The organism is Geodermatophilus sp. URMC 63 (assembly GCF_053502565.1).
Map to the genome: position 1 here is coordinate 849328 of NZ_CP199956.1, position 22724 is coordinate 872051.

24 protein-coding genes are annotated in these 22724 nt (G+C 75.9%); 11 read left to right on the forward strand and 13 right to left on the reverse strand.

The window, feature by feature from the left end:
- The first annotated feature begins 109 nt into the window (after positions 1–109).
- Entirely contained in the window at positions 110–799 is a 690-nt protein-coding gene (locus ACWIZO_RS04145) for a TetR/AcrR family transcriptional regulator (protein WP_448641255.1), read from the forward strand.
- Here ACWIZO_RS04145 and ACWIZO_RS04150 read toward each other — a convergent pair.
- From ACWIZO_RS04150 to ACWIZO_RS04160, 3 genes are all read right to left on the reverse strand, one after another.
- Entirely contained in the window at positions 796–2496 is a 1701-nt protein-coding gene (locus tag ACWIZO_RS04150; protein WP_448641256.1) for a DUF885 domain-containing protein, read from the reverse strand. The two genes, ACWIZO_RS04145 and ACWIZO_RS04150, sit on opposite strands and share 4 nt — an antisense overlap.
- Positions 2493–3029, reverse strand: a complete 537-nt coding sequence (locus ACWIZO_RS04155) for an FABP family protein (RefSeq protein WP_448641257.1) — start codon at positions 3027–3029, stop codon at positions 2493–2495. The genes ACWIZO_RS04150 and ACWIZO_RS04155 overlap by 4 nt, the downstream gene beginning before the upstream one ends.
- A 74-nt stretch (positions 3030–3103) precedes the next feature.
- The gene (locus ACWIZO_RS04160) at positions 3104–3328 is read right to left on the reverse strand and encodes a hypothetical protein (RefSeq protein ID WP_448641258.1); all 225 of its coding nucleotides are present in this window, start codon (positions 3326–3328) and stop codon (positions 3104–3106) included.
- On the opposite strand from ACWIZO_RS04160, the gene ACWIZO_RS04165 reads away from it, so the two are divergent.
- Both ACWIZO_RS04165 and ACWIZO_RS04170 read left to right on the forward strand, forming a co-directional pair.
- Complete coding sequence (locus ACWIZO_RS04165) at positions 3318–4061, forward strand: DUF4184 family protein (RefSeq protein WP_448641259.1); 744 nt, start codon at positions 3318–3320, stop codon at positions 4059–4061. The two genes, ACWIZO_RS04160 and ACWIZO_RS04165, sit on opposite strands and share 11 nt — an antisense overlap.
- 103 nt (positions 4062–4164) lie before the next feature.
- Positions 4165–5424 (forward strand): PP2C family protein-serine/threonine phosphatase, encoded by a 1260-nt coding sequence (locus ACWIZO_RS04170; protein WP_448641260.1) that lies wholly within the window; start codon positions 4165–4167, stop codon positions 5422–5424.
- Between the two features lie 134 nt (positions 5425–5558).
- Here the strand turns inward: ACWIZO_RS04170 and ACWIZO_RS04175 are convergent, their stop codons facing one another.
- The 7 genes from ACWIZO_RS04175 to ACWIZO_RS04205 form a co-directional block, all read right to left on the reverse strand.
- On the reverse strand, positions 5559–6620 hold the full coding sequence (locus ACWIZO_RS04175; protein ID WP_448641261.1) for an IS110 family transposase: 1062 nt from the start codon (positions 6618–6620) through the stop codon (positions 5559–5561).
- Between the two features lie 254 nt (positions 6621–6874).
- On the reverse strand, positions 6875–7168 hold the full coding sequence (locus ACWIZO_RS04180; protein WP_448641262.1) for a DUF1416 domain-containing protein: 294 nt from the start codon (positions 7166–7168) through the stop codon (positions 6875–6877).
- Between the two features lie 2 nt (positions 7169–7170).
- Positions 7171–8004: a sulfurtransferase gene (locus ACWIZO_RS04185; RefSeq protein ID WP_448641263.1), complete on the reverse strand. Its 834-nt coding sequence runs from the start codon at positions 8002–8004 to the stop codon at positions 7171–7173.
- A 36-nt stretch (positions 8005–8040) separates the two neighbouring features.
- Positions 8041–8475 carry a DUF4395 domain-containing protein gene (locus tag ACWIZO_RS04190; RefSeq protein WP_448641264.1) on the reverse strand — a complete coding sequence of 145 codons (435 nt, stop codon included), beginning with the start codon at positions 8473–8475 and terminating at the stop codon, positions 8041–8043.
- Between the two features lie 147 nt (positions 8476–8622).
- The gene (locus tag ACWIZO_RS04195) at positions 8623–9072 is read right to left on the reverse strand and encodes a thioredoxin family protein (RefSeq protein WP_448641265.1); all 450 of its coding nucleotides are present in this window, start codon (positions 9070–9072) and stop codon (positions 8623–8625) included.
- A gap of 49 nt (positions 9073–9121) precedes the next feature.
- Positions 9122–9811 (reverse strand): LmeA family phospholipid-binding protein, encoded by a 690-nt coding sequence (locus ACWIZO_RS04200; RefSeq protein ID WP_448641266.1) that lies wholly within the window; start codon positions 9809–9811, stop codon positions 9122–9124.
- A 3-nt stretch (positions 9812–9814) separates the two neighbouring features.
- Complete coding sequence (locus ACWIZO_RS04205; RefSeq protein WP_448641267.1) at positions 9815–10675, reverse strand: hypothetical protein; 861 nt, start codon at positions 10673–10675, stop codon at positions 9815–9817.
- Between the two features lie 258 nt (positions 10676–10933).
- On the opposite strand from ACWIZO_RS04205, the gene ACWIZO_RS04210 reads away from it, so the two are divergent.
- From ACWIZO_RS04210 to pstB, 6 genes are all read left to right on the forward strand, one after another.
- Positions 10934–11701: a winged helix-turn-helix transcriptional regulator gene (locus tag ACWIZO_RS04210; RefSeq protein WP_448641268.1), complete on the forward strand. Its 768-nt coding sequence runs from the start codon at positions 10934–10936 to the stop codon at positions 11699–11701.
- Complete coding sequence (gene mshD, locus ACWIZO_RS04215; RefSeq protein ID WP_448642918.1) at positions 11698–12648, forward strand: mycothiol synthase; 951 nt, start codon at positions 11698–11700, stop codon at positions 12646–12648. Before ACWIZO_RS04210 ends, mshD begins: the two co-directional genes overlap by 4 nt.
- A 238-nt stretch (positions 12649–12886) precedes the next feature.
- The gene (gene pstS / locus ACWIZO_RS04220; RefSeq protein WP_448641269.1) at positions 12887–14011 is read left to right on the forward strand and encodes a phosphate ABC transporter substrate-binding protein PstS; all 1125 of its coding nucleotides are present in this window, start codon (positions 12887–12889) and stop codon (positions 14009–14011) included.
- A gap of 118 nt (positions 14012–14129) precedes the next feature.
- Positions 14130–15068, forward strand: coding sequence for a phosphate ABC transporter permease subunit PstC (gene pstC / locus ACWIZO_RS04225; protein ID WP_448641270.1), 939 nt, complete (start codon positions 14130–14132; stop codon positions 15066–15068).
- Positions 15068–16147, forward strand: a complete 1080-nt coding sequence (pstA, locus tag ACWIZO_RS04230) for a phosphate ABC transporter permease PstA (RefSeq protein WP_448641271.1) — start codon at positions 15068–15070, stop codon at positions 16145–16147. The genes pstC and pstA overlap by 1 nt, the downstream gene beginning before the upstream one ends.
- A gap of 25 nt (positions 16148–16172) precedes the next feature.
- A complete protein-coding gene (pstB, locus tag ACWIZO_RS04235) occupies positions 16173–16952 on the forward strand; it encodes a phosphate ABC transporter ATP-binding protein PstB (RefSeq protein ID WP_448641272.1) in 780 nt (259 codons plus the stop codon).
- Between the two features lie 144 nt (positions 16953–17096).
- Here the strand turns inward: pstB and ACWIZO_RS04240 are convergent, their stop codons facing one another.
- Positions 17097–19346 (reverse strand): LCP family glycopolymer transferase, encoded by a 2250-nt coding sequence (locus tag ACWIZO_RS04240; RefSeq protein WP_448641273.1) that lies wholly within the window; start codon positions 19344–19346, stop codon positions 17097–17099.
- 188 nt (positions 19347–19534) lie between these two features.
- Here ACWIZO_RS04240 and ACWIZO_RS04245 point away from each other — a divergent pair, with 188 nt between their 5' ends.
- Positions 19535–20782: a hypothetical protein gene (locus ACWIZO_RS04245; protein ID WP_448641274.1), complete on the forward strand. Its 1248-nt coding sequence runs from the start codon at positions 19535–19537 to the stop codon at positions 20780–20782.
- 21 nt (positions 20783–20803) lie between these two features.
- Here the strand turns inward: ACWIZO_RS04245 and ACWIZO_RS04250 are convergent, their stop codons facing one another.
- Together ACWIZO_RS04250 and ACWIZO_RS04255 are read right to left on the reverse strand one after the other, a co-directional pair.
- On the reverse strand, positions 20804–21235 hold the full coding sequence (locus ACWIZO_RS04250) for a DUF2795 domain-containing protein (RefSeq protein ID WP_448641275.1): 432 nt from the start codon (positions 21233–21235) through the stop codon (positions 20804–20806).
- A gap of 44 nt (positions 21236–21279) precedes the next feature.
- Entirely contained in the window at positions 21280–21489 is a 210-nt protein-coding gene (locus ACWIZO_RS04255; RefSeq protein WP_448641276.1) for a DUF2945 domain-containing protein, read from the reverse strand.
- Positions 21490–21816: 327 nt separating this feature from the next.
- Here ACWIZO_RS04255 and ACWIZO_RS04260 point away from each other — a divergent pair, with 327 nt between their 5' ends.
- Positions 21817–22611, forward strand: coding sequence for a siderophore-interacting protein (locus tag ACWIZO_RS04260; RefSeq protein WP_448641277.1), 795 nt, complete (start codon positions 21817–21819; stop codon positions 22609–22611).
- Positions 22612–22724: the final 113 nt, after the last annotated feature.

Sequence of the window (22724 nt, forward strand, 5' to 3'; positions counted from 1 at the left end):
GGCGAGAGCGGTGCTCTCGCTCATGCCTCACCGTCCCGCCCCCACCGCCGTCCGTCAAGAGCACCGCTCACGGTTGCGCACACCGCTCTCGTCACGTCACGATGACCTGGTGCCGTCCGCCCGCGACCGTGTCCGCGCCGAGATCACCGCCGAGATCACCGCGGCGGCCCGCCACCAGCTCGCCGAGGTGGGCGCGGCCGCCCTGTCGCTGCGCGCGGTGGCGCGGGAGCTGGGGATGGCCTCCTCGGCGGTCTACCGCTACTTCCCCAGCCGGGACGACCTGCTGACCCGGCTGATCATCGACGGCTACGACGACCTGGGGGCCGCGGTCGAGGCCGCCGACGACCCGGCGACGCCGCCCGCGGAGCGGTGGCGGGCCGTCTGCGCCGCCGTCCGCGGCTGGGCGCGGGCCCACCCGCACGAGTACGCGCTGCTCTACGGCTCCCCCGTGCCCGGCTACACCGCGCCGCGCGACACCGTCCTCCCGGCCTCACGGGTCGGGGTCGTGTTCGGCCGTGTCCTCGGCGACGCCGCCCGCGCGGGCCTGCTGACCGGGGACGGCGGGGGCCGGGAGCCCGGCCTGCTCGGCGACGCCGCCGTCGAGGTCCTCGGCCAGGACCACCCCGCCCTCGACGACGCCGTCCGGGTGCGCGCCCTGCTGGCCTACAGCGCGCTGTTCGGCACGGTGGGCTTCGAGCTGTTCGGCCAGCTGGTCGGCTCCGTCGAGGACGCCGACCGGTACTTCGACCTGGTGACGGCCGAGCTGGCCCGCCTGGTCGGCCTCGGGGCCGCCGACTAGAGCTGCGCGAGCTCCGCCTCGAGGTCGTCGAGCCCGAGCGAGCCCTGCGACAGCGCGGCCATGTGCCACGCCTTGAGGTCGAAGTCCGCGCCCCGCGCCCGTCGCGCGGCGTCCCGGCCGGCCCGCCAGGCGCGCTCGCCGAGCTTGTAGCTGATCGCCTGCCCCGGCAGCCCGAGGTAGCGGACCAGCTCGCTGTCGAGGAACGCCGGGTCGCTGCCGAGGTGCTCGCCGGCGAAGGCACGCGCCAACTCGGGCGTCCACGGCCGGCCCCGGTGCTCGGCGAGCACGCCCGCGGCGTCGTCGGGGACCGGCAGCCGCAGGTGCATGCCGATGTCGATGACCACGCGGATCGAGCGGAGCTGCTGGGCGTCGAGGTAGCCCATGCGGGCGCCGGGCTCGGTGAGGTGGCCGAGTTCGTCCATGAGCCGCTCGGCGTAGAGCGCCCAGCCCTCGACGTTGGCACTCACCGAGCCCAGCGACGTCTGGTAGGTGGACAGGTCGCGCGAGACGTACGCCCACTGCGCCAGCTGCAGGTGGTGGCCCGGGACGCCCTCGTGGTACCAGATCGAGACCAGGTCCCAGAGCGGGAAGCGCTCGCGGCCCAGGGTGGGGAGCCAGGTGCGGCCGGGGCGGGAGAAGTCCTGCGCCGGGCGGGTGTAGTACGGCGCCGCGGCGCTGCCGGGCGGGGCGATCATCGCCTCCACGCGGCGGACCGGCTCGGCCAGGTCGAAGTGCGTGCCGTCCAGCGCCGTGATCGCCTCGTCCATCATCGCCTGCAGTCGCTGCCGGATCGCCTCGACGCCGTCGACCGCGGGGCCGTGCTCGCCGAGCCAGCGCATGGCCTCGACCGGCGTGGCGCCGGGTCGCAGCGCCTGCGCCTCGGCCCGCTGCTCGCCGAGGATGCGCCGGTACTCCGACCAGCCCCAGGCGTAGGCCTCCTCCAGCCGGTCCCCGGCGCCGAGGTCGGACCCGTTCCAGCGGCGCGCGGCGACCGCGTACCGGTCCCGGCCGACGGCGTCCGGAGTCCCCTCGGCCCGCGGCAGGTAGATGTCGCGCAGGAAGTCGCGCACCTCGGCCACCGCGGCGTCCGCCGACCGCGCCGCGGCCTCCAGCTCGCCGCGCAGCGCGTCGGGACCCGAGGAGGCCAGGCCGGCGAAGAACGGCCCGGACAGCCACTCGCCGAGCTGGCCGACGACGGTGGACACCTGCCGGGGCGCCACGAGCAGCCCGCGCCGGGCGCCCTCGGCCAGGGTCTCGAGGTAGCCGCGGTAGGCCTCGGGCACCCGGGCCATCCGGCGGGCGACGACGGCCCAGTCCTCCTCGGTCGCCGTCGGCATGAGCAGGAAGACCTGGCGGATCGAGTGCACCGGGCTGAACAGGTTCGACAGGGAGCGCAGGCCCTCGCCCGAGTCGTGCACGAGCAGCTCGGCGCCCAGCCGCTCCCGCAGCAGGCGGGCGCAGCGGCGCTCGACCGCGTCGTCGTCCAGGGCGGGGTCGGCGGCGAGGACGGCGTCGAGCTCGGCGAGCGTGCGCCGGGTCAGCTCCGCCTCGGCCTCCAGGCCGGCCGGGCTGGGGTCGGGCAGCCGGTCGTCGCCGGGCCGGGTGCCCAGCGACGTGGCCACGATCGGGTCGAGGTCGCACACCGCGTCGACGTAGCGGTCGGCGACCTGGCGGGGCGTGGCGGCCGGGCCGGTCACCGGAGGCGCTCCAGCCGGGCCGACATGGTCGGGCGCAGCGGGGTGTCGGCCCCGGCCCGGTCAACGGCGTACATGAGCGCTCCTTCGACGATGCCGTACAGCCGCACGGCGCGGGTGGTGTCCGGGGCGTCGGGGGTGCGGGCCACGACGTCGCTGGTGAGCTCCCAGCTGGTGGTCGTGCGCGCCGTCCCGACGTAGAGCTCGACGATGCCCTCGGGGCTGGTCACCAGCAGCTCGACGTCGTCCTGGCCGCGCGGCCGCCAGAACCCGGACTCCCGGACGCCGGGCCCCTCGACCCGGCCGTCGTCGCCGATCAGCCAGGTGCGCGACTCGTAGGCGAGGAAGTCGCGGCCGTCGTGCGCGAAGCGGACCCACTGGCCGAAGCGGCGGTCGCCGGCGTCCCCACCGGCGGCGACGCCCTCGCCGTGCCACTCGCCGAGCAGGGGCAGCACCGACAGCAGGGCGGGCGCCACCTCCGGGCCGGAGCGGACGTCGACGGTGTCGGCGACGGGCAGGTCGGTCGGGCCGGTCACCGGCCGGCGTCCCGGGGAGGCATGACCGCCACCGTAGTCGGCGGGCCCGCCCGCCTCTCCCCGCGGACGGCGGCTCAGCGGCCGCGCGGAGCGCGCCCGGGGGGTGCCGCCGCCGGCTGCCGGCGCGCCGCGCGCCCGGGGCGGGCCAGGCGCCGGGCGGCGAGCAGGCAGGCGAGGGCCGCCACCGCGTACAGCGCGACCAGGACCCAGGCGGCGACCATGGCGCCACGGTAGGCGCGCACCCCGGCCGGCGGCGCCGGACCCGCCGCGCCGGGCAGGATGCGTCGCGTGCCGTTCACCGGGAGCCACCCCGCGGCGGTGCTGCCGCTGCTGCGCACTGGACTCCCGGCCTCGGCGCTCGTGGCCGGGAGCCTGGCCCCGAACCTGCCCTTCTACCTGCCCGGCCGCCCGGACTGGCCGACGCACGGCCTCCTGGGGATCGTCACCGTCGACGTCCTCCTCGGCGCCGCGGCGTGGGCGCTGTGGCACGGCCTGCTCGCCGCCCCGGCACACGCCGCTGCCCCGACCGGGCTGCGCCGCCGGGTGCCGCGGCCGCCCGGGCTGCGGACCCGGCTGTCGTCGGCGCGGGCGGTCGCGGCCGTCCTCGCCGCCCTGTCCGTGGGCGCGGCCACGCACGTCGGCTGGGACGAGTTCACCCACGAGGGCCGGTGGGGCGAGCAGCACGTGCCCGTCCTCGCCGCCCGGTTCGGCACCTGGCTCGGCCACCCGTGGACCGGCGCCGACGTCGCCCAGCACCTGAGCTCGCTGGCCGGCGCGGCGGTGCTCGCCGGCTGGCTGGTGCGGTGGTGGCGCCGGTCCCCGACCCGGCCCGGCGACCTGCGCGGCGCGGCCTGGGCGGTGTGGGCCGGGCTGCTCGCCCTGGGCGCCGTCGCCGGGACCACCGCCGCGATCCGGGCCTCCGGGGTGCTGGAGGCCGGGTTCGACGGCGCGACCGCGGGCGGCGCGGCCATGGCGCTCGCCGCCGCGGTCGCCGCCGCGGCCTGGCGCGCCCGCCGCCGTCCGGCCGCCTGACCTGCGACCGCCCGGGACGCGACCGGACCGGTGGTGCACGCTGGAGGGCCGGGGACCTCCCCGGCGGAGCGGAGAGGACGGCGCCATCGACAGCCGACGGACCGTGCCGGACGGCGACCCGCTGCACGCGGTGGAGGCCGAGCTCGCCCGCACGGCGGCCCGCTACGAGCGCGTCCTGGCCAACGTGGCCGACGGCATCTACGGCCTCGACCACGCCGGGCGGGTGGAGTTCGTCAACCCGGCCGCCGAGCGGATCACCGGCCGGCCCGCTCCCGAGCAGCTCGGCCACGACCAGCACGAGCTCATGCACGGCGTCCGGCTCGACGGCTCGCCGTACCCGCGCGAGGAGTGCCCGGTCTGGCAGGCGCTGACCACCGGGCAGCCGGCGGCCGCCGATGACGAGGTCTTCTGGCACGCCGACGGCTTCCCGGTCCCGGTGGAGCTGATCGCCGTCCCCATGGTCGAGGACGGCGAGGTGACCGGCGTCGTCGTCTCCTTCCGCGACCTCACCGACCGGCTGGCCGCCCGCCGCCAGGCCGCGGAGCTGCAGCGGCTGGCCGCGGAGAACGCCGCCGAGCGCGCGCTGTCCGACCGGCTGCAGCAGGCCCTGCTGACCCCGCCGCCCGAGCCCGACCACCTGCACGTGGTCGTGCGGTACCGGCCGGCCGCGCACGGTGCCCAGGTCGGCGGCGACTGGTACGACGCGTTCCTGCAGCCCGACGGCGCGACGGTGCTGGCGATCGGGGACGTCGTGGGCCACGACAGCGACGCCGCGGCCGCGATGGGGCAGCTGCGCGGGCTGCTGCGGGCGCTGGCCTACGACGTCGACGAGCCGCCGTCGGCGACGCTGGCCCGCGCCGAGCGGGTCGCCCGCGGACTGGCCGTGAGCACGCTGGCCACCGTGCTGCTGGCACGCATCGAGCAGCTGCCGGACGTGCCCGTGACCGGCACCCGCCTCCTGCGGTGGAGCAACGCCGGCCACCTGCCGCCGCTGCTGCTCGACCCCGACGGGACGACGACCCTGCTCACCACCCGCCCAGAGGTGATGCTCGGCGTCGATCCCGGCGCCCGCCGCACCGACCACACCGCCGGGATCGGCGTCGGGCAGACCCTGCTGCTGGTCACAGACGGCCTGGTCGAGCGGCCCGGCCTCGACCTGGACGAGGGCACGGCCGCGCTGCGGGAGGCTCTGCGCGACCTGGGCGAGGAGCCGCGCGACGGTCTCTGCGACACGCTGCTGGCCCGTCTGGTCCCGGGACACGGCCGTGACGACGTGGCGCTGGTCGCCGTCCGCACCTGTCCCGAGGACCGTCCGCGGCCGCCCGAGGCCGGCCCCAACCGGCTCCCGCCCGGCATCGAGTAGTCCCGGACACACACGACAGCGCCCCTCCCGGCCGGGCCGGGAGGGGCGCTGGTGACGCGAGGGAACGGCCACCCCTCAGAGGCCCTCCGCCTGCGCCGGCGAGCCGCGGGGGGCGAGGGGGTCCTTCGACGCTCCTATGACGCGTCAAGCCGCGGCCGGTGGTGATTCGAGGCGGCGGTAGAGCTCGCGGGCGATGTAGCGCTTGAGGCAGCGTTGATCTCGCGGTCGGTCTTGCCCTCGGTGCGGCGACGGTCGGCGTAGGCACGGGTGCGTGCGTCGCGTTGCAATCGGCTGAGGACGACGGTGTGCAGGGCGCGGTTGAGCTGGCGGTCGCCGGAGCGGTTGAGCCGGTAGCGGACGGTTCTGCCCGAGGACGCCGGGATGGGGGCGGCGCCGGCGAGCATGGCGAAGGCGGCGTCGTTGCGGCAGCGGCCGGGATGGGACCAGGCAGTCAGCACGGTGGCGGCCACGATCGGACCGACTCCGGTCAGCTCGAGCAGGTCCGGCCGCCAGGTGCGCACGATGGCGCGGATGGCCTGCTCGTGGCCGAGGGCTTCGGCCTCCAGGAAGCGGATGCGGCCGGCCAGGTCGTGCAGCACGGTCAGCGCGGTGACGGTCTCGACGTCTCCGCTGCTGGCGCCCGGTCGGAGTCGGGCGGCGGTGGTGATCATGGCGCGGGTGGTCTGTCCGCGGAACCGGGCGCGCACCGGCTCCGGTGCGGTGATGACCATCGCCAGCAGCTGCCGCTGGGCGGTGCTGGCGGCCTCCACGGCGGCGCGGCGGGCGGTCAGCCGCATCTGCAGCGCGGCGCGCTCGGCGCCGGACTTGGGCTGGGCCAGCCGGGTGCGGGCCAGTGCGTCGCGGGCGGCCCGCTCGGCGTCGATCGGATCGGACTTGGCCCCGGCCCGCCGGGCGGGGCGCTTGGGCCGGTCGAGTTCGACGACCATCTCCTCGGCGGCGGCCAGGTGCCGGGCCAGGCCGGCGCCGTAGCCGCCGGTGCCCTCCATCGCCCAGGCGCGCAGGCCGGAGTGCTGTTCGGCCAGTTCGACCAGTGCGGCGTAGCCGTCGGGGTCGGCGGGCACCGTCGCGCGGGCCAGCACGCCGCCGGTGCGGGCGTCGAGGACCGCGGCGGTGTGGGTTTGGCTGTGGGTGTCGACGCCGATGACGACCTCGACGGTGTCTGCCAGCATGGACATGCGTTCTTCTCCTTGACCGGGGGGTACGCGGCAGGTCCCGGTCCGGTGCGGAGATGGCAGGACTGTGATGAGACACGCCAGCGGCTACTGGCGGTCAAGCTCCTGATCAGGCCAACGTCTCCGGCCGGGCCGGTGCCGGCAGCAGCGGGCGGACAAGTCGCTCGAAGGGCACGAAGCCAGTCAGACGAAGGGTCACGTCCACTGCTGCCGACCGTCAGCCCATCACCGAAGGACCGACCCGGCCAGCCTCACAGTCAGCCGAGGGCGATGGTCGTCTCGTTCAGCCCGACCTCTGCGGAGAGCGCGCGCTCCCCCCTGCCGACCGGGGCCAGCGACCGGACCTTCCACTCCCCCGGGGCGGCGAAGAAGCGGAACTCACCCTCCGGGCTGGTGACCACCTCGGCGGTGAACTCGTCGGTCGAGTCCAGCAGCCGGACGTACGCGCCGGCGACGGGCGCGCCGTCGTGCCAGACCTGGCCCTGGATCACCGTCTGGGTGGAGAGGTCGATGCCGGCCAGGGCGCCGCCCTGCTTCGGTGCGCTGCACATGCTCAGGCCCCCTTCTCGATCGGGACGCCGACCAGCGAGCCGTACTCGGTCCACGAGCCGTCGTAGTTCTTGACGTTCTGGTGACCGAGCAGCTCGCGCAGCACGAACCAGGTGTGGCTGGAGCGCTCGCCGATGCGGCAGTAGGCGATGGTGTCCTTGCCGGTGTCGAGGCCGGCCTCGGCGTAGAGCTTGGCCAGCTCCTCGTCGCTCTTGAACGTGCCGTCCTCGTTGGCCGCCTTGCTCCACGGCACGTTCACCGCGGTGGGGATGTGGCCCGGTCGCTGCGCACCCTCCTGCGGCAGGTGTGCGGGGGCCACGAGCTTGCCGGCGAACTCGTCGGGCGAGCGGACGTCGACCAGGTTCTTCTCGCCGATCGCGGCGACGACCTCGTCGCGGAAGGCGCGGATCGAGGTGTCGGGCTCAGCGGCCTTGTACTGCGTCGCGGGGCGGGAGACGGCGTCGGTGGACAGCGAGCGGCTGTCGAGCTCCCACTTCTTGCGGCCGCCGTCGAGGAGCTTGACGTCGGAGTGGCCGTAGAGCTTGAAGTACCAGTAGGCGTAGGCGGCGAACCAGTTGTTGTTGCCGCCGTAGAGGACGACGGTGTCGTCGTTGCCGATGCCGCGCTCGGAGAGCAGCTGCTCGAACTGCTCGCGGCTGACGAAGTCGCGGCGCAGCGGGTCCTGCAGGTCGGTCTTCCAGTCCAGCTTGACCGCGCCCTCGATGTGGCCCTTGTCGTAGGCGCTGGTGTCCTCGTCGACCTCGACGAAGACGATGCCGGGGGCGCCGATGTGCTCCTGGGCCCAGTCGGCGGTGACGAGCACGTCGTTGCGGCTCATGGGGGGTGTTCCTCCCTGTGGTGGGTGTGCGGACGATCAGGCGGTGCGGGCGCGGGCCCGCCGGACGGTCAGGTACAGCTCGCAGCCCAGGCAGAAGCCGGCGGCCGCGTTGAGCAGGGCGGCCACGAGGGCCAGCCCGGTGGCGACGGCGCCGAGCACCGGGGCGCCGGCCAGGTACCCGCCCGCGCCGACGGCGGCGAAGACGAACCCGACGAGCTGGGCGAAGCGCACCGGGGGCTCGGGCTCGCGCTCGCGCACCGGGCCCAGCCGCGGCGCGACGAGCGCGCGGAAGAGGACGCCGTAGGGCGCGTACCGCAGGCCGGCGGCGGCGCCGACGGCGAACACGACCGCCTGCGCGGCGGCCAGCCAGCCGCTCGCGGTCAGCAGGACGGCGGCGAGCACGGCGCTGGTCACCCAGGCGGCGAAGCGCGGACCGCGCACGTCGACCGTGCGCGCGGGACTGTCGGGCATCAGATGGGCTCTCCGGACGGCGGTGGGGGCACGTCTGGGCGGAGCGGGGCCGCCCTCAGGAGGCGCGACACAGGCAGCTGCCGACGCGGCACAGGTCGACTGTGCGGCGCGATGTCAGCAGGGTGCCCACGTGGCGAGGGTAACCGATCACGACCGGGCTCCCGTGTGGGCGTCGACGAGGGCGGTGAGGTCCTCCGGCCGCGGCGCGCCGCTGCTGCGGCCCAGCAGCCGCCCCTGGCGGTCGAGCCAGAACAGCGTCGGCGTGCGCCGGACGTCGAGCTCGCGGACGGCGTCGAGGTGGCTCTCGGCGTCGACGTGGACGTAGGCCAGACCCGGCCGGGTGCCCCGCAGGTGCTCCAGGCGGGCGCGGGTGGTGCGGCACGGCCCGCAGAAGGCGGTGGAGAACTGGACCACGGTCAGGTCCGCGTCGCCGGGCCGGACCCCGAGCCCCTCGAGCACCGCGGTGGACCCCACGCCGTCCTCCTCCGTCGCGTCGGTCGCGGCACGCAGCCGCCCGTCGCGGGTGCGCAACCACCAGGCCGCCACCGCGGTGAGCACGAGCGCGGCGGCGAGCACCAGCAGTCCGGTCCCACTCATCCCCGGCGCCAACCCGGCCGGGACACCGGGCATTCCCCGGGTCACCCGGTCAGGTGGCGCGGAAGACCGTGTCCGTGGCCGCGACCGTGACGACGACACCGTCGTCGGCCGGCGTGACCCCGGTCAGCCGCAGCCCGAACGGCAGGCGGACCGGGTACCGCAGGTCCAGCGTCGCGGCCGCGCGGTCGACGACGAGGTCGGGCACGTCCACGCCGGCGGCCTCGGCGTCGTCGACCTCGACGACGAGCTCGTCGCCCTCCAGCACGACGTCGCCGACCGCGGTGAGCGGCACCGTGTAGCCGAGCACCTCGACGGTTCGGGTGACCTGCAGCCCGTCGCCGGCCCGCTCGAGGGTGGTGTCGGCGCCGAGCTCCCGCGACAGCAGCGCGTAGGACAGCGTCGCGGTCCCGTCGACGCGGTCGACCGGCACCTCCCGCACCGAGCCGGACAGCACGTCCGACAGCGGCACGTGCACGCCGTGCAGCGTGACGTCGGCGCGGGTGCCCTCGGGCCGGCCGAGGTCGGCGGCGGTCAGCGTGATGCGCACCTCGTCGTAGGTGCCGGCGACCGCCTGGGTGAGGAACGGCCAGCCCGTGACGTCGACCTGCGGGGCGCCGGCGAGGTCCCCGGCACTCTGCAGCTGCGCGGCCACCCGGTCCTCCGCGATCCCCTCGGCGACCGGGTCGGCCACCAGGGCGGCCACGACCAGGACGACGAGCAGGGCGAGCAGTGCGCGCACGGGTCAGGCGACCGAGAGTGCGAGCAGGACCGGGGCGCAGACGGCCAGCGGCAGGACCGCCGCCACCAGCACGCCGGCGCCGGGCCGGGCACCGTCCGCGTCGGCGTCCGGGCCGCTGCGCGCGTCGGTCAGGGCGTCGGTCAGGGCGTCGGTCAGGGCGAAGGAGGTGGCCAGACCGGCCAGCGCGGCGGCCAGCCCGAGCACGAGCCCGGTGGTGACCCCGGAGAGGACGTCGACCAGCTCCCCGGTGCCGCTCTCCGCCAGCGCGACGGCGACACCGGCGAGCAGGGCCAGCAGCAGCCCCGGCACCCCGCGGGCGACCCCGGCCGCGACGACGGGCCGGGGCAGCGCGGCGTCGGCCAGGTGACCGGCGGCCAGGGCCGCGCCCACCACCAGCACCGGCGAGCCGACCGGCTCCCCCTCCTCGCCGGTCACCTCGGGGAGCAGGAGCAGCGCGAGGGCGCACACGGCCGCCACCAGCAGCGCCGTGCTGCCGAGGGAGCCCACCACGTCGCGCCGCGGGGGCCGGCGCAGCATCTGGTGCAGCACGGCGGCGAGCAGGGCCGGGCCGGCGACGGCGAGCAGCACCCCCGGGCCCGGCCGGTCGGCCAGACCGACGAGCAGGTCGGCGCCGCCGGCGGCCGCGAGGGCCAGGACGAGGACGCCGAGGGCCCCGGGCGGGACGGTGGCCAGGACCCAGCCCGCGGCCAGCGCGACCTGCAGGACGACCACCGCGGCCGACCGGCCGGCCGTGCCGAGCAGGTCCGGCGCGAGGACCAGCAGCGCCGTGGCGACCGCGACGGCGGCGGCGGAGCCGAGGTGCCCAGCCCGGGCGCCGGGCCGGCTCTCCAGCGCGGTGGTCACGCACCCTCCTCGCCGGGACCGGCCGGCCCGCGCGGCGGCGCCGCGGGGTCCCGCTCGCTCCCGATCGTCGCAGACGCCGCCGGGCCGGGGCGCCCGACGGGCGCAGCCGGTGCGGGCCGGCGTGTCCGCGGGCCTCTCCGCGCCCGGCCACACCGTTCCGCAGTCGTGACCGTCGGTGCACAGGTCGCCTGGAGCCGGTCGGCTATCCTGCTGTCCCGCGTTCGACAGCGCCGTCGATGCCCTCCCCGAGGAGACGACATGCGACTCGTGCTCATGACCGCGGCGCGTCAGGCGACCACCGAGGTGCTGCCCGCGCTGGGGCTGCTCGGCCACCAGGTGCGCGTGGTCGCCCCCGAGCTGTCCAGCCTGCTCGACGGCGACTCCGGGGACGTCGTCCTCGTCGACGCCCGTCACGACCTCGTCCAGGCGCGCACGCTGTGCGGCCTGCTGTCCTCGACCGGGGTGGCCTCGGCGCTGGTCGCCGTCCTCTCCGAGGGCGGGCTGGTCGCGCTGTCGGCAGACTGGGGGGTCGACGACGTCCTGCTCGACACCGCCGGTCCCGCCGAGGTCGACGCGCGCCTGCGGTGGGCCACCGCCCGCCGGCTCGCGGCCGCGACCCCGACCGACGGCGCCGACAGCGGCCTCACCCAGGCCGGCGAGCTGGTCATCGACGAGCACAGCTACTCGGCCAAGCTGCGCGGACGGCCGCTGGACCTGACCTACAAGGAGTTCGAGCTCCTCAAGTACCTCGCCCAGCACCCGGGCCGGGTCTTCTCGCGCGCGCAGCTGCTGCAGGAGATCTGGGGCTACGACTACTTCGGCGGCACCCGCACCGTCGACGTCCACGTCCGCCGGCTGCGCGCCAAGCTCGGCACCGAGCACGAGGCGCTGATCGGCACCGTCCGCAACGTCGGCTACAAGCTCGACCAGCAGGTCGCCGACGCCACCGCCGCCGCGGCTCGCGCCGAGCCCGAGCCCGGCGACGTCGTCCCCGGCCCGGCGCGCAGCACCGCGCCCCTGCTCTGAGCGCGCCCACCGTCCGCGACCCCGGGCGGCTCGACCCGGCCGACACCGCGGCGGTCCTCGCCCTGCTGCGGGCCACGGCCGAGGCCGACGGCGTCCGCCCGCTGTCGGAGGAGGCCGAGCTGCGCCTGCAGCACGGCGGCCCGCCGGGTGGCCACGACCTCGTCGCGACGGCCGACGACGGCGTGCTCACCGGCTACGCGCGCCTCGAGCTGGGCGCCCCGGGGTCCGCCGACGACGCCGAGGTCGAGCTCGTCGTCGCCCCGGGTGCCCGCGGCCGCGGGGTGGGCACGGCGCTGCTGGCCCGGGTGGAGGAGCTGGCCGCCGGCCGCCCGCTGCGCGGGTGGGCCCACGGCGACCTGCCGGCGGCGACCGCGCTGGCCACCGCCCGCGGCTACACCCGCGCGCGGGTCCTGCTGCAGATGCGCCGGCCCCTCACCGACGACGACCTCGACCCCCGCCCGGCGCTGCCGGCCGGCGTGCGCGTGGCCGCCTTCCGGCCCGGCCGCGACGACGAGGCGTGGCTGCGGGTCAACGCCCGCGCCTTCGCCACCCACCCCGAGCAGGGCTCCTGGACGCCGGAGGACCTGCACCTGCGCGAGGCCGAGCCCTGGTTCGACCCCGCCGGGTTCCTGCTGGCCTGGCGCGGCGACCCCGACGCCGGCGGCACGCTGCTCGGCTCGCACTGGACGAAGGTGCACCCGCCCGGGGACGCCGGTCCGGACGCCGCCGGCGAGGTGTACGTCCTCGGCGTCGACCCCGGCGCGCAGGGCCTGGGCCTGGGCCGCGCGCTCACCGACCTCGGCCTGGCGCACCTGCGCGGCCGCGGCCTCGACGAGGTGCTCCTCTACGTGGAGGAGGACAACGCCGCGGCGGTGCACCTCTACGAGGGCCGCGGCTTCTCCCGGTACGCCGTCGACGTCTCCTGGCGGCGCGTCCCCTCGAGCTGAGCCGGGCGGCGCCGACCGTCCGCCGCTGCCGCACCCGCGGGGACCGGCGCCACCCGACGCGCCTGCGTTCACCGACCCGTCGTGACGGCGCCCTCACCCCGTCGGCAAGGGCTCCTCGGCCGTTCACCCGTCGTTCACCGATCGACCCGGGACCGGCCACCTGCGCTGCCTACCGTCCTCTCTCGACGGTCCCCGCCTGCCCGGCAACGACGTCCGGGCCCCCTCGAGAGGCATCGGCTTGAAGCTCAGCACCCGGTCGCGCGCCGCCGTCCTCGGCACGGCGCTCGCCAGCACCCTCGCGCTCGCCGCGTGTGGCGCCGCCAACGAGTCGGACAGCTCCTCGGGGGGTGGCGGCGGCAACGGCAGCGACGCGAGCGCCGCGTCACTCAGCGGCAGCCTCGTCGGCGCCGGCTCCAGCGCCCAGCAGGCGGCGATGGAGGCCTGGCAGGCCGGGTTCTCGGGCGAGTACCCCGACGTGCAGTTCAGCTACGACCCGGTCGGGTCCGGCGGTGGCCGCGAGCAGTTCACCGCCGGCTCCGTCGACTTCGCCGGCTCCGACGCCGCCCTCGACGACGACGAGCTGACCGCCGCGCAGGAGCGCTGCGGGGGCGGCGACGTCTTCGAGCTGCCGAACTACATCTCCCCGATCGCGGTCGTCTACAACCTCGAGGGCGTCGACGACCTGAACCTGGCGCCGGCCACCATCGCCGGGATCTTCGCCGGCCAGATCACCACCTGGAACGACCCGGCGATCGCCGCGGACAACCCGGACGCGACGCTGCCGGACACCGCGATCACCCCGGTCCACCGCGGCGACGACTCGGGCACCACCAACAACTTCACCGACTACCTGTCGAAGGCCGCCGGCGACGTGTGGACCTCCGAGCCCGACGGCGAGTGGCCGCTGCCCGGTGGCGAGGCCGCCAACGGCACCTCCGGCGTCGTGTCGGCCGTGCAGGCGGGCAACGGCACCATTGGCTACGCCGACGCCAGCCAGGCCGGCGACCTCGGCGTGGCCGACGTCGGCGTCGGCGGCGACTACGTCGCCCCGTCGGCCGAGGCCGCCGCGGCCGTCGTCGAGAACTCCCCGAACGTCGAGGGCCGCGGGCAGTACGACTTCGCCATCGAGGTCAACCGCACCACCGAGAGCGCCGACGAGTACCCGATCGTCCTGGTCAGCTACCACATCGGCTGCATCCAGTACGACGACCAGGCCAAGGCGGACAACGTCGGGGCCTTCATGTCCTACGTGATCAGCGAGGACGGCCAGCAGGCCGCCGCCGACAACGCCGGCAGCGCGCCGATCTCCGACACCCTCCGCCAGGAGGGCCAGTCCGCGGTGGACGCCATCACCGCCGGCTGACGACCAGCGCCCTCCCCGTGGCCCGGGGTGTCTCCGGACACCCCGGGCCACGGGGCCGCCCAGACCGGGCGACCCTCCCCGCACCCCCGACCGGAACCGGAGCCACGCGGTGACAGCCATGAAGGCGCAGCCCCGACCCACGGACGCGGCGAGGCGACGGCCCGGCGACCGGGTCTTCGCCGCCAGCGCGACCGGATCCGGCATCCTCATCCTGGTCGTCCTCGCCGGCGTCGCCGTGTTCCTGATCAGCGAGGCGATCCCCGCGCTGACCGCCCCCGCCGGTGACATCCCCGGCGGCGAGGGCCTCGGGCACTACGTCGCGCCGCTCGTCTTCGGCACCCTGGTCGCCGCGGTCATCGCGCTGGTCGTCGCCACGCCGCTCGCCGTCGCGATCGCCCTGTACACCACCTACTACGCGCCGCGGCGCCTGGCCGCGGGCACGGGCTACGTCATCGACCTGCTGGCCGCGATCCCCAGCGTCGTCTACGGGTTCTGGGGCCTGGCCGCCCTCGCGCCGGCACTGGTGCCCTTCTACGCGTGGGCCGAGCGCAACCTCGGCTTCATCCCGCTGTTCGCCGGTCCCGCCTCGGCCACCGGCCGCACGATGCTCACCGCCGGCCTGGTGCTGGCCATCATGATCCTGCCGATCATCGCGGCCATCTCCCGCGAGGTCTTCAGCCAGGCCCCGGCCCTGCACCGCGAGGCCGCGCTCGCCCTGGGCGCCACCCGCTGGGAGATGATCCGGATGGCCGTCCTCCCCTACGGCAAGTCCGGCGTCATCGGCGGCGCCATGCTGGGCCTGGGCCGCGCGCTCGGCGAGACCCTCGCCGTCGCGATCGTGCTGTCGGGCTCCGGCAGCATCACGGTCAACCTGATCAGCAGCAGCAACCCGTCGACGATCGCGGCGAACATCGCGCTGCAGTTCCCCGAGGCCACCGGCATCGGCATCAACACGCTCATCGCCAGCGGCCTGGTGCTGTTCGCGATCACCCTGGCGGTCAACATGCTCGCCCGCTGGGTCGTCGAGCGGCGCGCCGACTTCTCCGGAGCCAACTGATGAGCACCTCCACGCGGTCCGCGCTGCAGGTCGCCCCGGAGCCGGACGGTTCCGTTCCCCGGCACAGGTCCCTGCCCCGCTGGGCGCCGCTGGGCCTCTACCTCGCCGGCGTGGCCCTGGGCGCCCTGGTCTCGCTGCTGACCGGCTTCAGCATCGCCCTCACCGTCCTCTACGGCGCCATCCTGGGGACGATCGCCGTCCACGTCGGCTCGCGCGTCGTCGAGGGCCGCCGCAAGGCCACCGACCGCCTGGTCACCGCCCTGGTGACGACGGCGTTCGCGATCGCGGTGCTGCCGCTGGTCTCGCTGATCTGGACCGTGCTCGACAACGGCCTCGCCCGGCTGGACGGCACCTTCTTCAGCAACTCGATGTTCCGGGTGGTCGGCGAGGGCGGCGGCGCCTACCACGCCATCCTCGGCACGCTGGTCATCACCGCGCTCGCCACGGTCATCTCGGTCCCGGTCGGCCTGCTCACGGCGATCTACCTGGTCGAGTACGGCCGCGGCCGGCTCAAGCGGGCGATCACCTTCTTCGTCGACGTGATGACCGGCATCCCGTCGATCGTCGCGGGCCTGTTCGCCTTCGCGCTGTTCACGCTGCTGTTCGGCAACGACGTGCGGCTGGGCGTCATGGGCGCCGTGGCGCTCTCGGTGCTGATGATCCCGGTCGTCGTGCGGTCCTCCGAGGAGGTCCTCAAGCTCGTCCCCAACGAGCTGCGCGAGGCCAGCTACGCCCTGGGCGTGCCCAAGTGGCGGACGGTCGTCAAGGTGGTCGTCCCGACCGCCATCGCGGGCCTCGGCACCGGCGTGACGCTGGCCGTCGCCCGCGTCGTCGGTGAGACCGCGCCGCTGCTGGTGACCGTCGGCCTGATCACCGGCACCAACCTCAACCCGTTCGACGGACGCATGGCGACGCTGCCGGTGTTCGCCTTCTACCAGCTGACCCAGCCGGGGGCGCGGCCGCAGCCGTCCCTGGACCGGGCCTGGACCGCAGCTCTGGTCCTCATCGTCCTGGTGATGGCCCTCAACGTCGTGGCCCGTCTGATCAGCCGCCTGTTCGCCCCCAAGACCGGTCGCTGACCGGCCCGATCCGGAGGACACCCACGTGGCCAAGCGCATCGAGGTCTCCGACCTCGACATCTACTACGGCGACTTCCTGGCCGTGCAGGACGTCAACGTCTCCATCGAGCCGCGCAGCATCACGGCGCTGATCGGGCCCTCGGGCTGCGGGAAGTCGACCTTCCTGCGCTCGCTCAACCGCATGCACGAGGTCATCCCGGGCGCGCGCGTGGAGGGCAAGGTCGTGATGGACGGCCAGGACCTCTACGGCGCCGACACCGACCCGGTCGACGTCCGCCGGCAGATCGGCATGGTCTTCCAGCGCCCCAACCCGTTCCCGACGATGTCGATCTACGAGAACGTGCTCGCCGGCAACCGGCTGAACAACAGGCGGATGAAGAAGGCCGAGGCCGACGACGTCGTCGAGCGGTCGCTGCGCGGTGCCAACCTGTGGAACGAGGTCAAGGACCGCCTCGACCGCCCCGGGTCGGGCCTGTCCGGCGGGCAGCAGCAGCGGCTGTGCATCGCCCGCGCGATCGCCGTCGAGCCCGACGTGCTGCTCATGGACGAGCCGTGCTCCGCCCTGGACCCGATCTCCACCCTGGCGATCGAGGACCTCATGACCGAGCTCAAGGACCGCTTCACCATCGTGATCGTCACGCACAACATGCAGCAGGCGGCGCGGGTCAGCGAGTCCACCGGCTTCTTCAACCTCAACGGCGTGGGCCAGCCCGGCCGGCTGATCGAGTTCAACCCGACCGAGAAGATCTTCAGCAACCCCGACCAGAAGGCCACCGAGGACTACATCTCCGGCCGCTTCGGCTGAGGGAGGCTCCCTCACCCACCTCTCGCGAGATCGCGGCAGGCCGCTGCGAGGGGCCTGGCCGGGCCGCGCCGTTCGTGTCGTGTGCACACAGCGCGGACGTCGGGCCGGGCGCTCGGCGTCGTGTGCACACGGCGCGGACCGCGCTCAGCTGCAGCTGACGGGCTCCGTACCGGCCGCGGGAGCGCTGGCCGCGGGGGTGGTGTCCGCGGCCGGGGTCGCCGCGGCGGCCGGCGCCGGTGCGGCGACCTGGACCGGCACGACACCGGAGAAGCCCGGCCCCAGGACCAGCTGGACGGTGTCGCCAATGGCGTCGCTGGGCTGCAGCACCGCACCGGGGACAGCGGCGGCCACCGTGCGCGCCTGCTCGAGGACCCCCGGGCCGTGGCGGACGACGGTCCGGTCCACCACGCCGCGCTCGTTGCCGACCTCGCCGACCGTGAACCCCTGCTGGCGCAGCTGGTCGCCCACGGTCCCCGCCAGGCCGGCGGTGGCGGTGCCGTTGAGGACGTCGACCGTGACGGCGGACGGGGCGGCGGTGAGCGGCTGGGCGGCGGGGCCGGCGGCCGGCTGCTCGGCTCCGGTCGTCGCCGCCGCGGGCTCGACGGCCGCCGGGGTCGCCGGGGCGGTGGCCGCCGCGACGGCGGGGGTGGCCAGCTCAGCGGGGACCTCGCCGTCCTCGATCACCGTGTCGAACAGCGACCGGACACCGTCGCCGTCGAGCAGGACGTAGGCCTGGTCGGAGCCGGCGGGCACGTAGCCGACCTGGGCGACCGGCAGTGTCGCCCGCTGGACGGCGTCACCCTCGAGGTCACCGAGGGCGACGCCGAGCGTGCGGAGGTCGCCGAGGGTGGTCTGCTCGTCGAGGGTGAGCGCGTCGGCGGCGCGGGTGAGGAAGCGGGTCAGCTCCCACGGGTTGCCCAGCGTCTCAGCGGCGAGGGCCGAGCGCAGCGTCGCCGAGAGCAGGAGCTCGGTCCGCTCGGCCGCGGCCGCGCCGGTGACGTCGGATCCGGCGTCACCGGGCGTCAGGTACTCGCCGGCCTGCGCCCCGGTCAGCTCCGAGGTGCCCGCCGGCAGGGGGCGGGCGGACGCGGCGACGGCGGCCGTGGTGGTGGGCAGGCAGATGCTGACCCCACCGATCGCGTCGACCACCGAGGGCAGCCGGCCGAGGTCGACGGCCAGGTAGTGGTCGACTCGCAGGCCCGACAGCTGCTGCACCGCGCGGACCGTGCACGCCGGCCCCCCGGCCAGCAGCGAGGCGGCGAAGGCCTCCGACACCGGGTCGCGGACGGTGCCCTCGTCGGTGCGGCAGCCGGGGGTGTCGACCAGCGCCGTCGGCGGCACGCTGACCAGCACCGCCCGGTCGCCGCCGGAGTCGACGTGCACGAGGAGGGTGGTCACCGACGCCGGGCCGGTGGCGCCCGGCAACCCGGTACCCACGACGAGGTAGGTGGTCGACCCGCCCTGCAGCTGCGGGGCGATGACCTCGGGCCCCTCCGGGGCCAGGGCGGCCACCCGGTCGATGCCGCGGTCGACGTAGACGTAGAGCCCCAGGTGGTAGGTGACGACGAGGCCGACGAGCGCGGCGAGGACGAGCCCCGCGCGGATCAGCCGACGCCGGGCGGGGCTGCGCGCCGCCCGCCGGGCGGCGCGGCGGTCGAGGGCCGGGCGGCGGGTGCTCCCGGCGCCGGACATCGCAGGAGCGTCCAGGCCGGGGATCGGCGGGACGGGCACCGACCGGTGCGGGGACAGCACCGCGGACGGCCTGTCCACCGACGGGAGTCCCGCACGCGCGGCTGCCGCGTGCGTGCCGGGGAGCGGTGGCACCGGCGCGGAGAGGCGGACGCCGCCGGCGGGTGCGCCCGACAGGCCCGGCAGCGGCGGGACCGGCGCGGAGTACCGGACGCCGGCGGCTCGCGGGAGCGGTGGCACCGGCGCCGAGTACTGCACCCCCTGCGCACCGGGCGGGGGCGGCACCGGCTGCGGGCGGTGCGCCGAGCCGGCGGCGGGCGCGCGGGCCGGCACGGCGGGCGGCACGGCGGGCGGCACGGCGGGCGGCACGGCGGGCGGCACGCCGGGGACCGGCGGGAGGCCACGGCGCGGGCCGGGGTCACCGTGGGGGGTCGCGTCTCCGTGCGGGACGGCGTCGGGCCGCGGGGTGGAGGGTGCGGACCGTTCACCCGGGACGGGCGGGAGGGGACCGCGGTGGGCGGGCAGGGACTCACCGGGGCCGAGCGGGATGGGCACCTCGCCGGTGCGGCGGGCCGCACGACGGCCGGTGGCGTTGCCGGAGCGGGCGATCAACTGCTCGACGGTGATGGGCCCGGGGTCGACCGAACCGCCGTGGCCGTCGGCCCGGCCGTCGCGCCCACGCTCGTCCCCCACCGGTGTCGGCATCCCATCGTCGTGTCCGTATCGTTGCGCCCCGCACGCGCGGCAGCACACAACGATACGGCTGGCGGGCTGCAGGAGCGGGAACCCGACACCGGACCCGCCGTGACGACCGCGCACCGGGGCTCCGCGCCCCGGGGTCCCACCGGTCGCTGACGAGGCGGCCGGTGGAGTGCGGCCGTAGCGTGCGGCTCGTGAGGCTGCCGTCCATCCCCGGTCCGTCCGACGTCGTCTCCGCCGTCGAGGGCCTGCGTGACGGGGTGGCGGAGGCCCTCGCGCTGGTGCCCCGGCTGGCGGCGGCGGTCACCCGACTGGAGGGCCTGCTCGACCGGGTCGACGGCGTGGTCGACCGGGTCGACGGCGCGATGGTGCGCGTCGACGGCGTGGTCGACCGCGCCGACGGCCTGGTGACCCGCGCGGCCGGCACCATCGAGGCGGCCGAGCAGGCGATCGACACCGTCGGCGGGACGCGGCAGCGGGCCGACACCGCGATCGGGGACGTGCAGCGGACCCGCGAGCGGGCCGACACTGCGATCGGCGACGTGCAACAGACCCGTCAGCGGGCCGACGCCGCGATCAGCGCGGTCGAGCAGACCCAGCAACGCGCCGACGCCGCGATCGGCAACGTCGAGCAGACCCAGCAACGCGCCGACGCCGCCATCGGCAACGTCGAGCAGACCCAGCAACGCGCCGACGCCGCCATCGGCAACGTCGAAGGCACCCAGCAACGCGCCGACGCCGCCATCGGCAACGTCGAAGGCACCCAGCAACGCGCCGACGCCGCCATCGGCAACGTCGAGCAGACCCAGCAACGCGCCGACGCCGCCATCGGCAACGTCGAAGGCACCCAGCAACGGGCCGACGCGGCCATCGGCAACGTCGAGCAGACCCAGCAACGGGCCGATGCGGCCATCGGCAACGTCGAAGCCATCCAGCAGCGCGCCGACGCCGCCATCAAGGCGGTCGGCACCACGATCGACCGGTCCCGAGGTGCCGTGGAGCGGGCCGAGGGCGCCGTGGTGCAGGCGGAGGGCACGCTGGGGCGCGCCGGGGAGGCAGTCGGGGACGCCGAGAGGCTGGTCGGGCGGATCGACCCGATGGTGACCCGCTACGAGGAGCCGCTGACCCGGCTGGCGCCGTCGGTGCACCGCCTGGCCGAGACGCTGGAACCGCACGAGGTCGAGGCGCTGGTCACGCTGGTGGACCGGCTGCCCACCCTCGTCGACGGGCTGGACCAGACGGTCATCCCCGTCCTGTCCTCGCTGGAGGGTGTCGGCACCGACGTGCACGACCTGGTCGACACCATGCAGGACCTGCGCCAGGTGGTGAAGGGGTTCCCGGGCTCCAAGCTCTTCCGGCGGCGCGGGGCCGAGGAGATCGCCGAGAACGAGGGCGGCGACGGGGAGGACGAGGAGGAGGCCCAGGAGCGCACCGGCTCCTGAGCCTCCCCCGGGCCCTGCCGGTCAGGTCTCGGTCGGGTACCCCAGCGCGCGGACGACGTCGCCGATCCGCTCGTAGGTCTCCCCCTCGGGCAGCCGCCGCAGCTCGTCGACCACCGCGTCGGGTGCACGGTGGTCGAGCGCGGCCTCGACGAGGTCGGGACCGCTGCTCGGGAAGTCGGCGCGGTCGAGCCAGCGTGCGAGCTCGGCACGGGCGACGACGGCGTCCTCGGTCATCCCGACCGGAACGCCCCCGACCAGCGTGCCCTCCGGGTTGGCGGAGATGTCCGGCTCGCCCTCGGCGACCGGCTCCACCTCACGCCACTCGTGCGCGCGCGTGGCCCGCTCGGCCTTGAGCATCCCCTGGATCTCGTGCTCGAGCTCCTCGTCGAGCCGCGGGTTGTGCTTGTTGCTGCGCGATGACGCCCCGGCGAACTGGTCGTCGGTCTCGCTCACGGTCGCCTCCTGGTTGCTGTGCCGCGCCTGTACAGGTGCCGCGCCTACTTCTCGTGCAGCGCCGAGGGCTTGTGCACCGCCGACTTGCCGCTCTTGTCGCTCTCGACCTCGTACTGCGGGTCGTCGGGGCTGGCCTTGACCGTGCGGCCGGCCGCCTCGGTCTCCTTGGTGATCTTCTTCTTCACCGTGCCCTCGGCCTCGCCACCGTGGCTCTTCCAGGTGACGTGGTCACCCTTCTCGAACTCGTCGGCCATCCCCGTCCTCCTCGTCTCGGTCCTGCCCCTCCCGGTGCCCGCGCCGCCGGGGGGGCACACATGGCGCGCTGTGGACACGTCACAGGAGCGCGAGAGACCCAGATCACACAGCTGGAGTGCATGATCACCCGGTTGGGTCCTGGCACTCTGCCAGCAGTCACGTAGCGTGCACGGTGACGGGGGCCGGTCGAGTGAACCTCCTGCTGAGAGTCGAGCAGAGGTCACACTTAGTAACGGAGCCCGTCCTCGATCGCCGGCCCGGTCGACCCCATTCCCCCGGGGTCGGCCGGGTCGGCCCCCGTCGGCGCCGGTTCTACGCTCGCCCGCGTGACCGCTCCCGCCGGCGACCTCCTCCCCGGGGACCCGCACCCCGTCGACGTCCTCACCGTCGTCTCGGTCGCCGACGCCACCCCGTCGGTGCGCCGGGTCGTGCTGTCGGGCAGCCCGGACGCCGTGGGCGCGGCCGGCCCCACGGTCAACCTGCTGGTGCCGCGGGTGGGCGACACGGCCCCCCGCTGGCCGGCCGTGGCCCGCGACGGCCGGATCGTCTGGCCGTCCGGCGCGCACGGGGTCAGCCTGCGCAGCTACACCGCCCGCCGGCAGGAACCCGGACGTGGCGAGGTGGAGATCGACTTCGTGCTGCACGGCGACGGGCCGGCCGCCGCCTGGGCCGCCGCCGCCGCTCCCGGCGCGCTGCTCGCGGTGGCCGGCAGCGGGCCGCTGGGTGACCGGCCCGCCGGCACGCTGCTGCTGGCCGGCGACGAGACGGCGCTGCCGGCCATCAGTCGCATCCTCGCCGCGGCCGACCCCGCCGCCCGCGGCCTCGCCCTCGTCGAGGTGGCCGGGCCGCGGGAGGAGCAGCCCCTGGCCGCACCGGAGGGGGTCGCGGTGCGGTGGCTGCACCGCGGCGGCACCCCGCCCGGCGGGAGCACGCTGCTGGCCGACGCCGTCGCTGCGCTCGACCGCCCCGACGGCGACGACCTCTTCGCCTGGGTCGCCGCGGAGTCGGCCGCCGTCCGGGCCGTGCGCGCCGACCTGCGCGGCCGGTGGGGACTGTCCCGCGCCCAGCACCACGCGATCGGGTACTGGCGGCGCGGCCGCGCGATGGCGCCCGCCGGCTGAGAGGGGCCCGCCCGCCCCTCGACCGGTCTCGGCGCGCACGGGGACCGTGACGTCCAGTGAGCTCACAGGTAGCGTCCAGCACGGGCGCAGCCCCGCGCGCGACGCTCGGGACA

Bases quoted from the DNA above. Each gene is read 5' to 3' on its own strand.
- ACWIZO_RS04195 (WP_448641265.1), bottom strand. From the start codon at position 9,072: ATGAGTGGGACCGGACTGCTGGTGCTCGCCGCCGCGCTCGTGCTCACC.
- ACWIZO_RS04180 (WP_448641262.1), bottom strand. From the start codon at position 7,168: ATGTGCAGCGCACCGAAGCAGGGCGGCGCCCTGGCCGGCATCGACCTC.
- ACWIZO_RS04210 (WP_448641268.1), top strand. From the start codon at position 10,934: ATGCGACTCGTGCTCATGACCGCGGCGCGTCAGGCGACCACCGAGGTG.
- ACWIZO_RS04255 (WP_448641276.1), bottom strand. From the start codon at position 21,489: ATGGCCGACGAGTTCGAGAAGGGTGACCACGTCACCTGGAAGAGCCAC.
- pstC (WP_448641270.1), top strand. From the start codon at position 14,130: ATGAAGGCGCAGCCCCGACCCACGGACGCGGCGAGGCGACGGCCCGGC.
- pstA (WP_448641271.1), top strand. From the start codon at position 15,068: ATGAGCACCTCCACGCGGTCCGCGCTGCAGGTCGCCCCGGAGCCGGAC.
- ACWIZO_RS04240 (WP_448641273.1), bottom strand. From the start codon at position 19,346: ATGCCGACACCGGTGGGGGACGAGCGTGGGCGCGACGGCCGGGCCGAC.
- ACWIZO_RS04190 (WP_448641264.1), bottom strand. From the start codon at position 8,475: ATGCCCGACAGTCCCGCGCGCACGGTCGACGTGCGCGGTCCGCGCTTC.
- ACWIZO_RS04175 (WP_448641261.1), bottom strand. From the start codon at position 6,620: ATGTCCATGCTGGCAGACACCGTCGAGGTCGTCATCGGCGTCGACACC.
- ACWIZO_RS04185 (WP_448641263.1), bottom strand. From the start codon at position 8,004: ATGAGCCGCAACGACGTGCTCGTCACCGCCGACTGGGCCCAGGAGCAC.